Origin of the sequence: Kosakonia radicincitans DSM 16656, from assembly GCF_000280495.2 — a bacterium.
In the GTDB taxonomy this organism is placed as follows: Bacteria; Pseudomonadota; Gammaproteobacteria; order Enterobacterales; family Enterobacteriaceae; genus Kosakonia; species Kosakonia radicincitans.
In genome coordinates, this window is record NZ_CP018016.1 from 2,738,016 (window position 1) to 2,753,601 (window position 15,586).

General features: G+C 48.5%; 18 protein-coding genes. 16 read left to right on the forward strand and 2 right to left on the reverse strand.

Annotated features, from left to right (window positions below; genetic code table 11):
• Nucleotides 1–177: 177 nt before the first annotated feature.
• The 16 genes from Y71_RS13230 to Y71_RS13305 all read left to right on the forward strand — a co-directional run bounded on the left by Y71_RS13230 (nt 178) and on the right by Y71_RS13305 (nt 12,947).
• The gene (locus Y71_RS13230) at nt 178–1,191 is read left to right on the forward strand and encodes a LacI family DNA-binding transcriptional regulator (protein ID WP_081120767.1); all 1,014 of its coding nucleotides are present in this window, start codon (nt 178–180) and stop codon (nt 1,189–1,191) included.
• A gap of 4 nt (nt 1,192–1,195) precedes the next feature.
• Nucleotides 1,196–1,723: an AAA family ATPase gene (locus Y71_RS13235; RefSeq protein ID WP_007375120.1), complete on the forward strand. Its 528-nt coding sequence runs from the start codon at nt 1,196–1,198 to the stop codon at nt 1,721–1,723.
• A gap of 31 nt (nt 1,724–1,754) precedes the next feature.
• Complete coding sequence (locus Y71_RS13240; RefSeq protein ID WP_007375119.1) at nt 1,755–2,375, forward strand: glutathione S-transferase family protein; 621 nt, start codon at nt 1,755–1,757, stop codon at nt 2,373–2,375.
• 197 nt (nt 2,376–2,572) lie between these two features.
• On the forward strand, nt 2,573–3,229 hold the full coding sequence (locus Y71_RS13245; protein ID WP_007375118.1) for an SGNH/GDSL hydrolase family protein: 657 nt from the start codon (nt 2,573–2,575) through the stop codon (nt 3,227–3,229).
• Nucleotides 3,230–3,240: 11 nt separating this feature from the next.
• Nucleotides 3,241–4,284, forward strand: coding sequence for an acyltransferase (locus tag Y71_RS13250; RefSeq protein ID WP_007375117.1), 1,044 nt, complete (start codon nt 3,241–3,243; stop codon nt 4,282–4,284).
• A 48-nt stretch (nt 4,285–4,332) separates the two neighbouring features.
• On the forward strand, nt 4,333–4,563 hold the full coding sequence (gene pptA, locus Y71_RS13255; RefSeq protein ID WP_035885678.1) for a tautomerase PptA: 231 nt from the start codon (nt 4,333–4,335) through the stop codon (nt 4,561–4,563).
• A 779-nt stretch (nt 4,564–5,342) separates the two neighbouring features.
• Nucleotides 5,343–6,617, forward strand: coding sequence for an HlyD family secretion protein (locus Y71_RS13260; RefSeq protein WP_007375114.1), 1,275 nt, complete (start codon nt 5,343–5,345; stop codon nt 6,615–6,617).
• The gene (locus tag Y71_RS13265) at nt 6,610–8,709 is read left to right on the forward strand and encodes a peptidase domain-containing ABC transporter (protein WP_007375113.1); all 2,100 of its coding nucleotides are present in this window, start codon (nt 6,610–6,612) and stop codon (nt 8,707–8,709) included. The genes Y71_RS13260 and Y71_RS13265 overlap by 8 nt, the downstream gene beginning before the upstream one ends.
• 181 nt (nt 8,710–8,890) lie before the next feature.
• On the forward strand, nt 8,891–9,139 hold the full coding sequence (locus Y71_RS13270; protein WP_007375112.1) for a hypothetical protein: 249 nt from the start codon (nt 8,891–8,893) through the stop codon (nt 9,137–9,139).
• 336 nt (nt 9,140–9,475) lie between these two features.
• On the forward strand, nt 9,476–9,715 hold the full coding sequence (locus Y71_RS13275; protein WP_007375110.1) for a hypothetical protein: 240 nt from the start codon (nt 9,476–9,478) through the stop codon (nt 9,713–9,715).
• Between the two features lie 417 nt (nt 9,716–10,132).
• The gene (locus Y71_RS13280; protein WP_035885681.1) at nt 10,133–10,372 is read left to right on the forward strand and encodes a hypothetical protein; all 240 of its coding nucleotides are present in this window, start codon (nt 10,133–10,135) and stop codon (nt 10,370–10,372) included.
• A gap of 116 nt (nt 10,373–10,488) precedes the next feature.
• Entirely contained in the window at nt 10,489–10,749 is a 261-nt protein-coding gene (locus tag Y71_RS13285; RefSeq protein ID WP_007375109.1) for a hypothetical protein, read from the forward strand.
• Nucleotides 10,750–10,885: 136 nt separating this feature from the next.
• Nucleotides 10,886–11,122, forward strand: a complete 237-nt coding sequence (locus Y71_RS13290; RefSeq protein ID WP_007375108.1) for a hypothetical protein — start codon at nt 10,886–10,888, stop codon at nt 11,120–11,122.
• Between the two features lie 101 nt (nt 11,123–11,223).
• Entirely contained in the window at nt 11,224–11,460 is a 237-nt protein-coding gene (locus Y71_RS13295; protein WP_007375107.1) for a hypothetical protein, read from the forward strand.
• Between the two features lie 141 nt (nt 11,461–11,601).
• Nucleotides 11,602–11,850 carry a bacteriocin gene (locus tag Y71_RS13300; protein WP_007375106.1) on the forward strand — a complete coding sequence of 83 codons (249 nt, stop codon included), beginning with the start codon at nt 11,602–11,604 and terminating at the stop codon, nt 11,848–11,850.
• A gap of 158 nt (nt 11,851–12,008) precedes the next feature.
• The gene (locus Y71_RS13305; protein ID WP_007375105.1) at nt 12,009–12,947 is read left to right on the forward strand and encodes an alpha/beta hydrolase; all 939 of its coding nucleotides are present in this window, start codon (nt 12,009–12,011) and stop codon (nt 12,945–12,947) included.
• A gap of 8 nt (nt 12,948–12,955) precedes the next feature.
• Here Y71_RS13305 and Y71_RS13310 read toward each other — a convergent pair whose 3' ends face one another.
• Together Y71_RS13310 and Y71_RS13315 are read right to left on the reverse strand one after the other, a co-directional pair.
• Complete coding sequence (locus Y71_RS13310) at nt 12,956–13,528, reverse strand: flavin reductase family protein (protein ID WP_007375104.1); 573 nt, start codon at nt 13,526–13,528, stop codon at nt 12,956–12,958.
• A gap of 81 nt (nt 13,529–13,609) precedes the next feature.
• Entirely contained in the window at nt 13,610–15,388 is a 1,779-nt protein-coding gene (locus Y71_RS13315) for a sensor domain-containing diguanylate cyclase (protein WP_007375103.1), read from the reverse strand.
• Nucleotides 15,389–15,586 lie beyond the last annotated feature (198 nt).

The window sequence follows — 15,586 nt, forward strand, 5'->3', positions numbered from 1 at the left end:
TAACTTCGCATTTAATAGTCGCAGGCAGAGTGGTTGCCCTATAAATGATAGCGTTAACATAAAAAGTATAAAATGCCTGCTAACGCACTGATTTCTGAGGAGCGGCGGCAATGATGGGAGAAATGCGTATAATACAACGCGAGAATCATAAAAACGCTGAATGCTCTGTGAGTGAACATGTCGAAAACATCTCGTTCTGTCCCACCGCGTGCGCCCACGCTGGAAGATGTAGCCCGTGCCGCTGGCTTGTCATCCATGACCGTAAGTAGGGCGCTTAACACGCCGCAACTGGTACGTCCCAAAACGGTAGAAAAGGTTATCGCGGCGGTCAAAGCAACGGGGTATATCCCCAATGCGTTGGCCGGTGGGCTGGCCTCGCGGCGCAGTAAATTAATCGCCGTGGTGGTGCCGCAAATTAACAACAACATGTTCGTCGACACGATTCAGGCCATCAGCGATGAGCTGGCAGTGCGCGGTTACCATATGTTGCTCTGCGTTGCCGGATACACGCAACAAACCGAAGCCGATCTGGTTGCCGCGCTGCTTTCGCGCCGCCCGGACGGTATCGTTCTGACCGGGATTCATCACTCGACAGATCTGAAAAAAGTGCTCCTCAATGCCAACGTACCGGTAGTGGAAATCTGGGATTTAACCCCGACGCCGCTGGATATGCTGGTGGGCTTCTCCCACGAGAAAGTCGGCCAGGCAACGGCCGAGTATCTGCTGCGTAAAGGCTATCGCCGTCCTGGTTTGCTGTGGACAGTGGACAAACGCGCCGCGCAGCGTAAAGCCGGGTTGCGCGAAGTGCTGGAACGTAATGGCATCAGCGAACCGGGCAGCGTCGATGTGGCTTTACCAGCGCGATTCACCTCGGGGCGCCAGGGGCTGGCGCAGCTACTGGAGCAGGGCGATTTCGATGTGATTGTTTGCAGCTCCGACACGCTGGCGCAGGGCGCAATCATTGAAGCGCAGTCGCGTGGTTTACAGGTGCCGCGCGATCTGGCGGTGATTGGCTTTGGCGATCTCGATTTTGCCGCCGGAAATCAGCCTGCCATTACCACGGTCAGCGTCGATCGGCAAATTATTGGTCAGCGGGCGGCAACGATGCTGGCCGATCGTATCGAAGGATGCGAGGTTGACGCGCCTATTGTTGATATTGGCTTCCATTTTGTGGAACGGGAATCCGCATAACTCCATGAAAATTAATGTCATCGGCACCAGCGGCAGCGGAAAATCAACGCTGGCGAAACGCATCGCCGCAAAGCTTAATTTGCCCTATATCGAAATGGACAGACTTTACTGGCGGGCCAACTGGCAGGGAACGCCGGATGAGGAACTGTATTCCTGCCTGGAACAGTTACTGGCACAGCCGGGCTGGGTACTCGATGGCAACTACAATCGCAGCCGGGATATAAAATGGCGGCATGTCGATCTTGTCGTGTGGGTTGATTACGGTTTCTGGCGCACGATGCGTCAGGCGGTATTGCGCGCAGCGCGCCGTGCCTGGCATAAACAGGAGCTATGGCCGGGCACCGGAAACTGTGAAAGTTTCCGCCGCTCATTCTTCAGCCGCAAGTCGATCATTCTCTGGACGATAAAAACGTGGCGCGCGAATCGCCAGCGTTACGCGCAGGATATGGCGGACCCGCGCTACCAGCATCTGCGTTTTGTGCGTCTTACCAGCCCACAGCAGGCTGACGAATTTCTCGCCACTTTGACCTAAAATTAGGGCTTATCCTCTGTAAGGAGCCCTTATGATCACTGTTTATGGTGTCCCCGGCTGGGGATCGGCGCTAAGTGAAGTGATGTTGACGCTGGCGGAAATCCCTTATCGCTTTGTCAACGTCGACGGCTTTGACCAGCCTGGCGCCCGACAGGAGATGTTGAAAAAACTTAACCCGCTGGGCCAGGTGCCGACACTGCAACTTGACGACGGCAGCATTATGACCGAATCGGCTGCCGTGGCGTTGATGATCCTCGACCAGCGCCCGGATTTAGCGCCGCCTGTCGGCACGCCGGAAAGGCAACAATTCTGGCGATTACTGGTATGGCTGGTCGCCAATGTTTATCCCACATTTACCTACGCAGATTACCCGGAACGCTGGGCCAGCGACGCGCCGGAACAATTACAGGAAAACTGCAAGGCATACCGCAAGTCGCTCTATTTGTGGCTGGAGAGCCAGCTAAAAGCCGCACCATATGCGTTTGGCGAATCATTGACGTTGCTCGATATCTATATCTGCGTGATGCGAACCTGGGGACCGCGGCACGCGTGGTTTAAGGAACATACGCCGAAATTCAGCGCCATTGCCGATGCGGTTTGTCGTGTACCCGCCCTTCAGGAGGTACTGCGAAATAATGACATCATGACATAACGGATTATTGCTGGGTATTTAAATATTCTTAGAACATCATATAAATTGAAAATCTATATAAGATGAAGGGGCGAAAAATAAATTGATATCGCCCCTTTTCTGTGAGACAACTCCTACCGGGACGACGTCCATAGATAATATTTCCGGATGGCAATAAAAGATGGAAATATCATATTAACATTAACGGGATGATAGTAATGGAATATATTCATTCGTATCTGGTCGGTGGTTCGTGGTTTACTCTGGGTGATAGCATAACAGAACGCGGATGGTATCAGCCTATTGTCGCCAAAAATCTGGGGCTTGCTGAGTGGACAAACTATGGTATTGGCGGAACTTGTATTGCACAGAAAAACCAACATGATAATACCGCGATGTGTTTACGATATAACCAGATGGGGGAGAACCCCGATTTGATTACCATCTGGGGTGGAGGAAATGACTTTGGTTTTAACTTCGGTTCCGAGGGCGGTACAGAAATAGGAAAAATCAAAGATAATACGCCATTGACATTTTATGGCGCGATGAATTTATTACTGGCCAGCGTCATTAAAAAATATCCGTTAGCGCGCGTCGGATTCATTGTCACCACGCCGGTTTCCTTTGCCCGTGGCAGAGATCAAAAGAATGCTAAAGGATATTATCTTACCGATTACTGCCACGTTTGCCGTGAGATGTGTGAGCAATACTCTATTCCTTATCTGGACTTACAAAAGAATTCCGGCTTCAACGAACTCAACATGAATATTATGACCAGCAACACCGCTGGAACGGTTTCCGACGGGCTGCACCCTTCAAAATTAGGCATGGAAAGGTTAGCGAGTAAAATCACGCATTTTATCTTATCGCTTTAGGAGAGCCAGCAATGCGGATTGCAACCATTGATATTCTGAAGATATTGTCGATCTTCTTCGTGGTAATGGCACACACCACGCTCTTTTTTCTCAATCGCAATGGTAATGATGTCATATTATGTTTTTTAAGGCAGGCTGGGTTACTTGGCGTATCGCTATTTTTCGTGTGTAGCGGCTATTTCTTATTAAATAACAAACATGAAAACCAGGCGAATTATGTCATTGGCAAGATCAAAGGCATCGTTGTCGTGCTGGTTTTCTGGCTGTTATTTTATTATGTTTATGACAACGAGTTTATCAGCAGATTTACCGATATTCCGGATATCGGTTTCCTCAACTATCTCAATGTCAGTAATGCAAACACCGAAGCCACACCGCTGTGGTTTATCTTTGCCGTCATTCCGCTCTATGTGTTTACGCCGCTATTTCGATATTCTTTTAAAAAGGAGCATGCCACAGAGATCCTGAAAATCCTCATTTTGATGGTGGTGATTTCTAACCTGACGTTAGTGAACGCATTGACCGGGGCTTACTTTTCCTTTGCCATTTTTCCGTTCAATTTGCTGATACCGTTTCAACCTGAAGGATTAATCTGCTTTTTGATTGGAGGTTATCTCGGATTGGTAAAGCCAGGCTTCAGGCCATTCGGCATTGCGCATTTAGCGTCATTGTTCGCGGCTATCGCGGCGCTAATTGCGCTGTCACTTATCTCCTCTCACGCCGGGATCGCTATTTTCTATGGTAAATTTTATAACTTACTGTTACTCACGGCGGCTGTAGGTCTGTTTATTTTTATGACCAGTTTGAACATTAACACCTCGCCAGCCTGGGTGAACCACCTCAGTGAAAACGTGCTGGGAATTTACCTCGTGCATAATATTTTTGTTATCGAGATACACAATGCATTTATTCATGAACGGCTGTTGCGCATGACAGGGATAACAGACACATATCTCTATATTTTGCTCTATTCGTTACTGGCTTTTCTTCTTTCTTACGGCCTTTGTACGCTGCTCAAGCGCACACGGGTAACGGCCAGACTGGTCACACTTTGATAACGTGTTGTGCTACTGTGACACTCTCTTGAAAACGAGGAGTTTGCTATGCCGCACGTTGATATCAAATGTTTTCCCCGCGATCTGAACGATGAGCAGAAAACCGCTCTGGCAGAGGATATTGCCGCAGTGATTATGCGTCATCTGAACAGCAAAGAGAGTTCCATCAGCGTTGCGCTGAATGAATACGCGCCGGAAGAGTGGAAAGCGCAGGTCTGGGATACGGAAATTGCTCCGCAAATGGAGCAATTGATTAAAAAACCGGGCTACAGTATGTAAAACGCGGCTGCCCACATCACCTGTGTGGGCTTTTTTCTTATCCATCATGAGTTATCTCCATTTCTGTTATTGCATTTTTTGTATAGTTCCCCGCCGATGATTGCCTGTGGGATATCTGCATATTCGCCAGTACATCACTGACAAAGAGATACCCGTGAAAACCTGTTCTATTGTTGCCCTTCCTGCGGATGGTATTGCCCGGAAGTGATTTCCGCTGGCGTTCACGTACTACATGCTCTGGCAAAACGGCAGGGCGATATTGAAGCAAGGCGACCACACACGAGGTTACCGGGGCGGTTATTCACGCCATAGCCCGAAGCTAATTAATTATTCCTGATGATAATGCGCCCGCGCTGACGCATTATTTATATGTATTCATATTTTTTATTAATAGCCATTTTTATTATACACCTCGCATTTATTTTATTACGTCTTTCAGCAATTTAGGAACTTTCATATTTGCAAGTTGTCTATCAAAAATATAAAGTTCCCCTGAATCTATGCCAGGTTGATTAACTTTATAATGACTATGGCGAAAACATATATTGAGCATTTATATTTGCCGTTCACATACGTTAGCAGCAAATAGAACCCGGACAATATCTGTTATCATTTAAATTGTGCTTGCCACCTTCAATATTATTAATGTCGAATCTTGCATGTGATTGTTTTTGTTAAAACAATATCACGTAATTATTTTCTTTGTGAATGTATTTTTATTTAGTGATAAACAGCAACTAAATAAGACCCGATAAAATATCCCACTAAGGAGGGGGGTAATGTTTAGAAAGGAAGCACTTGAAAACCGAAAAATGAGATGGCGCGGACGCGCAATACTACTGCCTGGCGTCCCGCTCTGGCTCATTATTATGTTCTGCGTCTGCTTTCTGGCCGCTTTTCTGACCTTTGTAATTGATGGCACATATATGCGCAGGGTAAACGTCAGTGGAGAAATTACCACCTGGCCTCGCCCTGTTACCATTTATTCAAATGCTCAGGGGTTTATTGTTAAATCCTATGTTACGGAAGGGCAAAAAATAAAAAAAGGCGATCCGGTATACCTGATTGATGTCAGCCGAAGCACCCATAGCGGCGTGGTCAGTGATAATCAGCGCAATGATATCGAGCAACAAATCACCCGCGTGGAAAATATTATCGCCGGGTTACAGGAGAGTAAAAATGCCACGCTGAAAACGCTTGAGAAGCAAAAGCAGCAATATAGCGAAGCGCTTAAATTTTCGACCGCCGTTATTCGCCGGGCAGAAGAGGGCGTTAAATTGATGAAAGAGAACATGGAAAATTATCGTCGTTATCAGGCCCGGGGTCTTATCACCAAGGATCAGCTTACGAACCATGTGACGCTCTATTATCAGCAGCAGAATGACCTGTTAGGTCTGCGCAGCCAGAGTGAACAAAATGCGCTGCAAGTGACCAGCCTCGAGAGTGAAATTCAGACGCAGGCGGCAGATTTCGACAATCGTATTTACCAGATGGAACTTCAGCGTTACGACCTGCAAAAAGAGCGTCTGAATGCTGATATCAGCGGTGATGTGATTGTGCGGGCAACGTCTGACGGCAAAATCGATTCCCTGAGCGTCACTGCCGGGCAAATGGTGAATGCCGGCGACAGTCTGTTGCAGATTATCCCCGAATCTATCGATCACCATTTACTGGTGGCCTGGGTGCCAAACGACGCGACGCCGTATATCGCCGTCGGCGACAAAGTCAATCTCCGCTATGAAGCTTTTCCTGCCGAAAAATTCGGCCAGTTTTCGGCAACCATCAGTCAGATATCGAAAACACCGGCTTCAACACAGGAAATGATGACTTATCCTGGAGCACCAAAAAATCTCCAGGGTACATCGATCCCTTATTACAAAGTCGTTATTAAACCCGATCGCGAAGTGGTGGAGTACGACGGAAAACGTATTTCTCTGGAAAATGGCATGAAGGCGCAGAGCACGCTGTTTCTCGAAAAAAGAAGAATTTATCAATGGATGCTTTCCCCGTTCTACGACATGAAGCACAGCGCAACAGGACCTGTAAATGAGTAATAAAAGCCTATTTACCGCGCTGCTCGGCAAGCTGGATTTAAGCTGGTTCCGACGCGTTCCGATGGTACACCAGACAGAATCTTCGGAGTGTGGTCTGGCGAGCCTGGCCATGATCTGTGGCCACTATGGCAAAAATATTGACCTGATAAGTCTGCGTCAGCAGTTTAACCTCTCAGCAAGAGGAACCACGCTGATTGGGTTGAATGAAATTGCGGGCCAGCTTGGCCTTGCTACCCGTGCATTATCGCTGGATTTGCATGAGCTGAAGCTGCTTAAAACCCCTTGCGTCCTGCACTGGGATTTTAACCACTTTGTGGTGTTGGTCGCCGTCAAAGGCAATAAGTATGTGATTAACGATCCAGCGCGTGGACGCAGAACTGTCGGCCAGGCGGAGATGTCGCAATACTTTACCGGCGTCGCGCTGGAAGCCATGCCGGGCAGTGAATTTACCCAGGAAAAAGTAAAAAATCGCGTACGCTTGCGCTCGCTGATCGGTAGCGTTCACGGAATTAAAGCCACGCTGGCAAAGATCTTTTGCCTTTCTATCGTCATTGAAGCGATCAACCTTGTACTGCCGGTAGGTACGCAACTGGTCATGGACCATGCTATTCCGGCGGGCGATCGCGGTTTGCTGTCGCTCATCTGTATCGGGCTGTTTTTCTTTATTCTGTTGCGGGCCTCCGTCAGCATGCTGCGCGCCTGGACATCGCTGGTGATGTCTACGCTCATTAATGTGCAGTGGCAATCGGGCTTATTCCGGCACCTGATTAAACTGCCGCTGGGCTATTTTGAACGGCGTAAAATGGGGGATATTCAATCCCGTTTCGGCTCACTGGATACGCTACGTGAAACCTTTACCAGCAGCGTCGTCGGCGCCATCATGGACGGTATTATGGTGGTTGGCGTATTGATAATGTTGGTGCTGTATGGCGGCTGGCTGACATGGGTGGTGCTTGGGTTTACCGCAGTTTATGTGCTGATCCGTCTGTTAACGTATAACTACTATCGCCAGCTCTCGGAAGAACGCCTGGTCAGAGGCGCACGCGCCAGCTCCTATTTTATGGAGACGCTGTACGGTATCGCTACGGTCAAAATGCAGGATATGAGCGAGCGTCGTGGCACTCACTGGCTAAATTTGCAGGTCGATACCATCAACACCGGGATTAAACTTACTCGCCTGGATCTCTTTTTTAATGGCCTTAATACGTTTATTGCCGCCTGCGATCAGGTCGCGATTTTGTGGCTCGGCACCAGTCTGGTGATAGACAATCAGATGACTATCGGTATGTTCGTTGCCTTTGGCGCCTTCCGTGGCCAGTTCTCTGATCGTATCGGTTCGCTGGTTGATTTCTTACTGCAACTGCGAATGATGAGTTTGCATAACGAACGTATTTCCGATATCGCTTTGCATGAGCGCGAGCCGAGAAAACCGGATTTACCGGCAACCACGGAAATGCGTCCTCTCGGCCTTGAAACCACCGGACTGAGTTATCGTTACGACAGCCAGTCAGCCCCGATATTTAATGATCTGGCGCTGCGGATTGAGCCGGGTGAGAGTGTAGCGCTGGTCGGCGCTTCTGGCGCCGGAAAGACGACATTAATGAAAGTGCTTTGCGGCCTGTTTGAACCCGATGCCGGTAAGGTGCTGGTTGATGGCATGGATATCAAACAACTCGGGATCAATAACTACCACAAAATGATTGGCTGCGTGCTACAGGATGACAAGCTGTTCGCCGGTTCTTTGCGGGAAAATATCTGTGGATTCGCTGAACATGCCGATGAGGAGTGGATGGTTGAGTGCGCCAAAGCAAGCCATATCCACGATGTTATTCTCGCAATGCCAATGGGCTACGAAACGCTAATTGGCGAACTGGGCGAGGGGCTCTCCGGCGGGCAGAAGCAGCGCGTATTTATTGCGCGCGCGCTTTATCGCAAGCCAGGGCTGCTCTTTATGGATGAAGCGACCAGTGCGCTGGATCATGAAAGCGAAGCCTGTGTAAATAACGCTATTAAGCAGTTGAATATTACTCGTGTTATTATCGCGCACCGTGCAACAACTATTGCAACAGCGGATCGCGTTATCAACCTGTAATTCCATAAACACCCGGCATGCCGCTTTGTTTACTTTAGGAATAATATTTCAAATTATTTCTGGACGATAAAGCGGCATATAATAGATAATTTATTCACAGGTTATAAAGAGTACCTGTTCAAGAGACAATAAGTTAAAAATGCAATTAACTAAAATACAGTGAAATATTAAGGATAATATTATGAAAGAACTTAATTCTATTGAAATGCGTGAAGTCTCTGGTGCTGGCATGCTGTCAGATGCGGCTGGTCTGCTCGGCAGCGGTATTGGTGCGATTGTGGATATGGTTATGGGCGGTAAAAGCACAGCAGCTGCAGATGCTGGCCGCAACATGGCTGAAAGCATCGCCGGAATCGTTGAATCTGGCTTCGGTATTATTAACAATATCTTCAACAGCATTTTCGGCGGTCTGTTCGGCAAGAAAAAATAAATTATTAATACCCTCTGATAGCTAAGCGCCATTAGTTATTATTTGATGTTTATGTTTGGTGGCATTCCGTATGGGATGCCACTTTTTTATTTGTGAAGAAAAAAGATACTTTTGCTCTTCATAAATAAAAAAGTGGCTTGTTATATTTTGATGGTATTTTTTAGGAAATTTATCGATTACGATCGCTGGACAGAAAAATGACTTCAGCAGATAATTTCGCTTAACAACTCAGTATAACGTTTGTCGTTATTAGCAATAATAACAAAAGAAAGCGGATAGTAATAATTTTCGATTGCTGTTTCGCATTTAAATAAGTAAACATTAAGGATAATAGTCATGAAAGAACTCAATACTGTAGAAATGAAAGAAGTTTCAGGTGCCGGTTTTTTAGCTGATACCGCTGGCATGCTCGGTGGGGGTATCGGTGCTATCGTTGACCTGGCTCTGGGTAGCAAAAACACTGCGGCAGCTGATGCAGGCCGTAATATTGGTAAAGGCATTGGCGGTATTGTTGAAGCTGGCATCAATGCAATTACCTCTTTCTTCGGCGGTCTGTTCGGTAAAAAAAGCGACTAATCCCCGCTAAGCATCATTTATTAATACTCTGGTAGCTCCTCTCATAAGTGATATTCCATCCGGAATATCACTTATTTTTTATGTGACTGCATGCCCTCTTTCTTTATCAATCTAAAATAACGGCTGGCATGCGCTCACTATGTGCATCATGTTAATTTCCATTTTTCTATACAATATGACTAATGATATTTACCAGGTTGGTCGTTTTTTTAATTCTTACCAGAATTCGACATACTGTTTTAGGAAAAATATCTCTCACTCTTTATAGACAGCGAGAAGTGTTTTAAGAGATACTTTGCTCAACGAATAAAGCAGAGTTTAAATCATTTTATAAACAATTTTATGAGCGGCGAGAAATTAGACTCTACAAACCACAGCCGTATATTATAAAGAGCATTAAGATTAAGGATGATAAATATGAAAGAACTCAACGCAATTGAAATGCAGGAGGTTTCAGGCTCTGGCATTTTATCGACTGTAGGTAGTATGGTCGGCGCAGGTATCGGTAGTATCTTTGATGCTATTATCCCTGGTGAAAGCACACTCGTGACTGACGCTTGCCGTACTATTGGCCGGTTTATTGGTGCAATCGCTGAAAATCCTCTGGGAGTATTTGGCGTTATATTGGGTAACTTACTAAACCGAAATAACGGCTGATAATTCGAAAAGACATTTTTAATTAACCGATCACGGGTGCTACTCCATATCGGGTAACACTTTTGATCTCTGAATCGGAGTTTCCCTTCGATTTATTACAATACCAAGGAGTATGTATGAAAGAGCTTAATAATAACGAAATGATGGCCGTTTCCGGTGCTGGCTTCTTATCAAATGCCGCTGGTGCATTTGGTGGTGGCCTGGGTGGCATCGTTGACCTTTTCCTGGGTGGTAAAAATACCACGTTCTCTGATGCCGGCCGTAGCATTTGCGAAAGCGTCGCAGGCGTTGTCGAATCAGGTTACAACATGGTTAAAAACGCCGTTAGCAGTCTGTTCGGCGGGCTTTTCGGTATGTTTGGTTCGAAAGATCAATAATCTGTCAGGTCTTCCTGAAAGATAATAGATTCTATTTTTAATTTACTGAATGAGAGTGATATTCCGGGTGGAATAACACTTCTGGTTTTCATGGGTAGAGTAATTATTCTGCCCCTTTACACAAAAAGGAGTTTTTATGAAAGAGCTTAACAATAACGAAATGATGGCCGTTTCTGGCGCGGGTTTTCTGTCTGATACTGCTGGCATGATCGGTGGCTCTCTGGGCGGTCTTGTTGACGCAATCCTGGGCGGCGACAAAACCACTTTTGCTGATATGGGCCGTAAAACCTGCCAGGCAGTTGCCGGCTTCATCGAATCTGGCTTTGGTATCATTAAAAACCTGTTCGGCGGCCTGTTTGGCTCCAAAGCGTAATTAACGAAGAATAACTCCATCGGTGAAATTCCAGCGGGAATATCATTGATGAAAAATGACCACGGAGCGAATACTCCGATTTTAAAATATAAGGAAATATCATGAAAGTACTGAACACTAATGAAATGATGGCTGTTTCTGGCGCAGGTTTTCTGTCTGATACTGCTGGCATGATCGGTGGTTCTCTGGGCGGTCTTGTTGACGCAATCCTGGGTGGCGACAAAACCACTTTTGCTGATATGGGCCGTAAAACCTGCCAGGCAGTTGCCGGTTTCATCGAATCTGGCTTTGGTATCATTAAAAACCTGTTCGGCGGCCTGTTTGGCTCCAAAGCTTAATTAATCTGCCAATAATTTCTGACAGAAAATTATCTCCATTTTTAATTAACTGACTGTCGATGGCATTTCGTTAAAATATCACTGACAGTCATCCAGGCTGGGGTTAACGCTCCAGCCTGTTTTAGAATGTAAGGGATTATTGTGAAAGAATTAACTAAAAATGAAATGCAGGCGGTTTCCGGTGCGGGTCTGTTCGACTCTGTTCTGGGAATAGTTGGCAACATTTTTGAACCGGTGCGCAACGCCATTGGCGGCGCTATTTACAACGTCTTATCACCGATCCTTACGCCGGTACTCAACGCGGTTGCACAAGGTGTGGGTGGGGTTCTGGCAAAGTTTATTGAGCTTTTGGGCAATAAACTGAACGACGACTTTGGTCCTAAGCAGTAATTATTAGCAATCCGTCTTCGCTTTTATATTGATTTATTTAAGTGGCATTAATGATAAATGCCACTTTTTTAGTAAAAATGAAACACCGTTTTGTGGCGCATCTCGATTTTACATCGATAGCTTAATGGTACATAAGCATTTTCCTCAAGGAGAGACTTATGTTCCGGATACCTAAAACTGCTGCATTCGCCATTTTCTTTACCACGCATATCGCTTTTGCTTCCACCATGCATTTTCCGATCTGGCCAACAGATGAAGCGCCTGGTGCGAAAAACAGTCCGGTCAGTTATTCACTGCTTGAGCGGAGTAAAGACCCAACGCTGCCGGACAGGGCAGTGACCGGCATCCGTGCGCCGCAAATGACCGTTTACCTGCCGCAACAACCAAACGGCATTGCATTGCTGGTCATACCGGGCGGCTCCTACAAACGCGTCGTGCTGGATAAAGAGGGCAGTGATTTAGCCCCGCAGTTCAACGCACGTGGTTACACTCTGTTTGTGATGACCTACCGGATGCCGGAAGATGGCCATGCCGAAGGTGCCGATGCGCCACTGGCCGACGCGCAGAGAGCGCTGCGAACCCTGCGCGCCCGCGCGGCCGAATGGAAGATCAACCCGCACAAAATTGGCGTGATGGGATTCTCGGCTGGCGGGCACGTCGCGGCCAGCCTGGAAACGCGCTATGAAGAAACGGTTTACCGGGCAACGGACAGTATTGATAAGCAGAGTGCACGGCCTGATTTTGCTGTGCTCGGCTATCCGGTGATCTCGATGGAAAGTGCAATTGCCCATCCCGGTTCACGTAAAGCGCTGATTGGCGATAACCCAGCCGCGCAGCAAATTAAACGCTACTCACCGGAACAGAATGTGACTGCGCAAACACCGCCAACGTTCTTGCTGCACGCCATTGATGATCCGTCCGTGCCGGTCGCCAATTCGCTGGTGATGTTCAATGCGCTGCATGCCCATCACGTACTAACGGAGTTGCATCTGTTCAGTAAAGGGCAGCATGGATTTGGCGTTCGCGGTGTGAAAAACCAGCCAGCCGCCGTGTGGCCGCAACTGGCGATGAACTGGATCGAAGCGTTACCGCAGTAACCGCCAGCTTATTCGCCGGCGGTAATGCGCTTGCCGCTGGCGACAAAATTACCGCCGCCCAGATGATGAATGGTATTCAGTTTGTCGTCATCAAACTGCCAGCGTCCGTTGATAAAAGCCCGTTCGTCGGCAGCCGCAGAAACCACTTCGCCAAACAGCGTGTCATATTTCTCCTGCGCGGCAGTGGGCGGCAACAGGCGACACTCCATCCACGCCAGACATTTCTCTTCAATCACCGGCAGCCCAAGCACGGGACCGGCAAACGCCGGGATCCCATAGCAGTTGAATTTATCTTCATCGCGCCCGGTAATGCTGCCGACCGCGTAACTCCAGTTAGTCGCTGCCACACCAGGCACCACAATGCCGAACATGCCGCTACGCTCAATCAATTCGCGTGACCAGGCGCTTTTGTCCACCACAATCGCGATACGCGGCGGGGAAAACTCCACCGGCATCGACCAGGCCGCCGCCATCACATTACGGCGATCGATCTGTTCATCACGGCTGGTAATCAAAATCGTCGGGCCATGGTTTAACAGGCGGCTGGCGTGCTCTAATGCCACAGGACGAAAATAGCTCATAAACGGCTCCTTTGTGCATGATTTTCCGGCATTAAATGACTGTTCTGCCACCAAAAGCCAGCGCAGAGCAGGGGAAAAGGACTATCCGGCACTTTTTGCAACGACAATCTTCCCGCGCCCTTGTTCTTTCGCCATATAGAGCGCCAGATCGGCGGCGCGCACCAGATTATCGGCCCGGGCATGGCGCGGCCAGGTAGCCAGCCCAATAGAGACTGAAACCGGGCCAATATCCTGCGATTCATACAGCATGTGATGGTTAAATACATTACGCAGCAGCGCTTCGGCAACAATCTTCGCCTGTGCTTCATCGACGCCCGGCAAAATAATCAGAAATTCCTCGCCGCCATAGCGGAACGCAATGCTGTTCTCATCCAGCGTTTCGGTGATCAGTTTCGCCATTTCGCGCAACACTTTATCACCGGCTTCGTGACCGTATTGATCGTTGAGTTTTTTGAAGTAATCCACGTCCAGCATCAGGCAACTGAGCGTGCTGTTCTCCACCATTGCCTGATCGATCATATTTCGCAACGTCTCTTCCAGGCTGTAGCGGTTGCGCAGGCCAGTCAGCGGATCATACGTCGCTCTTTCCGTCAGAGTATCGCGCAGGATCTGGTTGGCTAACGCCAGCGCCAGCGTTTCTGCCAGCAACTCCAGATAGGCATATGGTGGCTCTTTACCCGGTGTGTAATTATCAAAGGTCAGCAAGCCAATGCTCTTATTTTGCGCATTGAGCGGCACGCAGATTGCCCGCGACGCCAGTTCCGGCAAAATATGTTCGCACGGCATATCCACGGTGTCTTTGCCAGGACTGTGGAGTTGCCCGCGTTTCAGCGCCCAGCAATATTCCGGTGGGAAAGTGGCATCGTCGCCGGGCGGCAACCCCCAGCGCACCACGCATTTCATACGATTAGTCCGCGTATTCAGCACATAAAGCCGACCGCCCATTTCCGGGATGATTTGCGGCGCAAAACGGTCAACCACACGGAAAATGGCGCTGTGTGTATCGCACCCCTGCAAACGCTGGGTCATGCGCGCCAGCAGGGTGCGCGTAGCCCATTCCTTGTCGCGCTCCTGCTCAAGCCGCTGCCTGGCAAGGCCGTTTTCACGGAAAATGTGGATCGCCTGCGCCATATCGCCAATCTCATCCACCTGCGCCAGCACCGGCGCTTCGACGTTGTAATCCTGCGTCGCCAGCCGGTTCACCACATCACTGAGCGTCACCACCGGGCGCAGAATACGGTGTTTGATAATAAAGCCGAGCACAAACAAGAACAGCAGCGCGGTCACACCGACCATCACTTCCGATAAAGTGCGCAGACGCAGCGAGAGTGACGTAGCTTCTTTGATGGCAGCCTGCGTGCGCTGATCCACCAGGCTGCGGAAATGGGCAAAGCGGTATTCGGCCTCTTCAAGCTTTTCTTCGTAGCTGCCACTGAATAGCAGATTAACGCCGTCGACGCCTTTGCCGTTTTGCACATCCTCAATGGCGATACGCTGCTCTTCTTCAAGCTGGTCGAGGGTGGTAAGCCCGTCCCGCAGAAGCAGAATTTCTTCATCAGATGCACCGCTGTCACGCATTGCAGCCAGCCGGTTTTCCAGGTTTATGTCCTGTTCCCGGCGGGTTTTCCAGCTCTGTACCGTTTCAGGTGTAAATTTGATTACCGCATCGCGCGCCATATCGCTGAGCGCAAAGGCTTCTCTCTCCAGATCGTCGATCAAGGTATCAAACGTCCGGCTTTGCGCCACCGTGTCGCGCTCTTTGTGTTCGGCGCCTGAAGCTATAAACAACGCAACGCCGGAGGTCAATGTCAGTGCCACTGTCGCGATGTAAGCATAATTAGTGATCGTTGCGATACGCACGAGAAACCCTTTTTAAAGACGGTGGAGAAGTATGCCTTTCAGTTTAGACATTCGGTTAAAAATCAACGCGCAATAATGACGTCATTTCTTCGTCACAATCCCTGCCTATAGTCTGCCGCATCAAATCCCAAAGAGGATAACAAGATGTTTACTCCCCTGACTTTTGTGCAGGTGGATGCGACCCGTCGGCTGAAAACC

What these genes read in the sequence shown, in the direction of transcription:
- Y71_RS13290 (WP_007375108.1), top strand. Translation starts at nt 10,886, where the DNA reads ATGAAAGAGCTTAACAATAACGAAATGATGGCCGTTTCTGGCGCGGGT.
- Y71_RS13260 (WP_007375114.1), top strand. Translation starts at nt 5,343, where the DNA reads ATGTTTAGAAAGGAAGCACTTGAAAACCGAAAAATGAGATGGCGCGGA.
- Y71_RS13275 (WP_007375110.1), top strand. Translation starts at nt 9,476, where the DNA reads ATGAAAGAACTCAATACTGTAGAAATGAAAGAAGTTTCAGGTGCCGGT.
- Y71_RS13305 (WP_007375105.1), top strand. Translation starts at nt 12,009, where the DNA reads ATGTTCCGGATACCTAAAACTGCTGCATTCGCCATTTTCTTTACCACG.
- Y71_RS13270 (WP_007375112.1), top strand. Translation starts at nt 8,891, where the DNA reads ATGAAAGAACTTAATTCTATTGAAATGCGTGAAGTCTCTGGTGCTGGC.
- Y71_RS13240 (WP_007375119.1), top strand. Translation starts at nt 1,755, where the DNA reads ATGATCACTGTTTATGGTGTCCCCGGCTGGGGATCGGCGCTAAGTGAA.
- Y71_RS13295 (WP_007375107.1), top strand. Translation starts at nt 11,224, where the DNA reads ATGAAAGTACTGAACACTAATGAAATGATGGCTGTTTCTGGCGCAGGT.
- Y71_RS13265 (WP_007375113.1), top strand. Translation starts at nt 6,610, where the DNA reads ATGAGTAATAAAAGCCTATTTACCGCGCTGCTCGGCAAGCTGGATTTA.
- Y71_RS13230 (WP_081120767.1), top strand. Translation starts at nt 178, where the DNA reads ATGTCGAAAACATCTCGTTCTGTCCCACCGCGTGCGCCCACGCTGGAA.
- Y71_RS13310 (WP_007375104.1), bottom strand. Translation starts at nt 13,528, where the DNA reads ATGAGCTATTTTCGTCCTGTGGCATTAGAGCACGCCAGCCGCCTGTTA.
- pptA (WP_035885678.1), top strand. Translation starts at nt 4,333, where the DNA reads ATGCCGCACGTTGATATCAAATGTTTTCCCCGCGATCTGAACGATGAG.
- Y71_RS13250 (WP_007375117.1), top strand. Translation starts at nt 3,241, where the DNA reads ATGCGGATTGCAACCATTGATATTCTGAAGATATTGTCGATCTTCTTC.
- Y71_RS13280 (WP_035885681.1), top strand. Translation starts at nt 10,133, where the DNA reads ATGAAAGAACTCAACGCAATTGAAATGCAGGAGGTTTCAGGCTCTGGC.
- Y71_RS13235 (WP_007375120.1), top strand. Translation starts at nt 1,196, where the DNA reads ATGAAAATTAATGTCATCGGCACCAGCGGCAGCGGAAAATCAACGCTG.
- Y71_RS13285 (WP_007375109.1), top strand. Translation starts at nt 10,489, where the DNA reads ATGAAAGAGCTTAATAATAACGAAATGATGGCCGTTTCCGGTGCTGGC.
- Y71_RS13245 (WP_007375118.1), top strand. Translation starts at nt 2,573, where the DNA reads ATGGAATATATTCATTCGTATCTGGTCGGTGGTTCGTGGTTTACTCTG.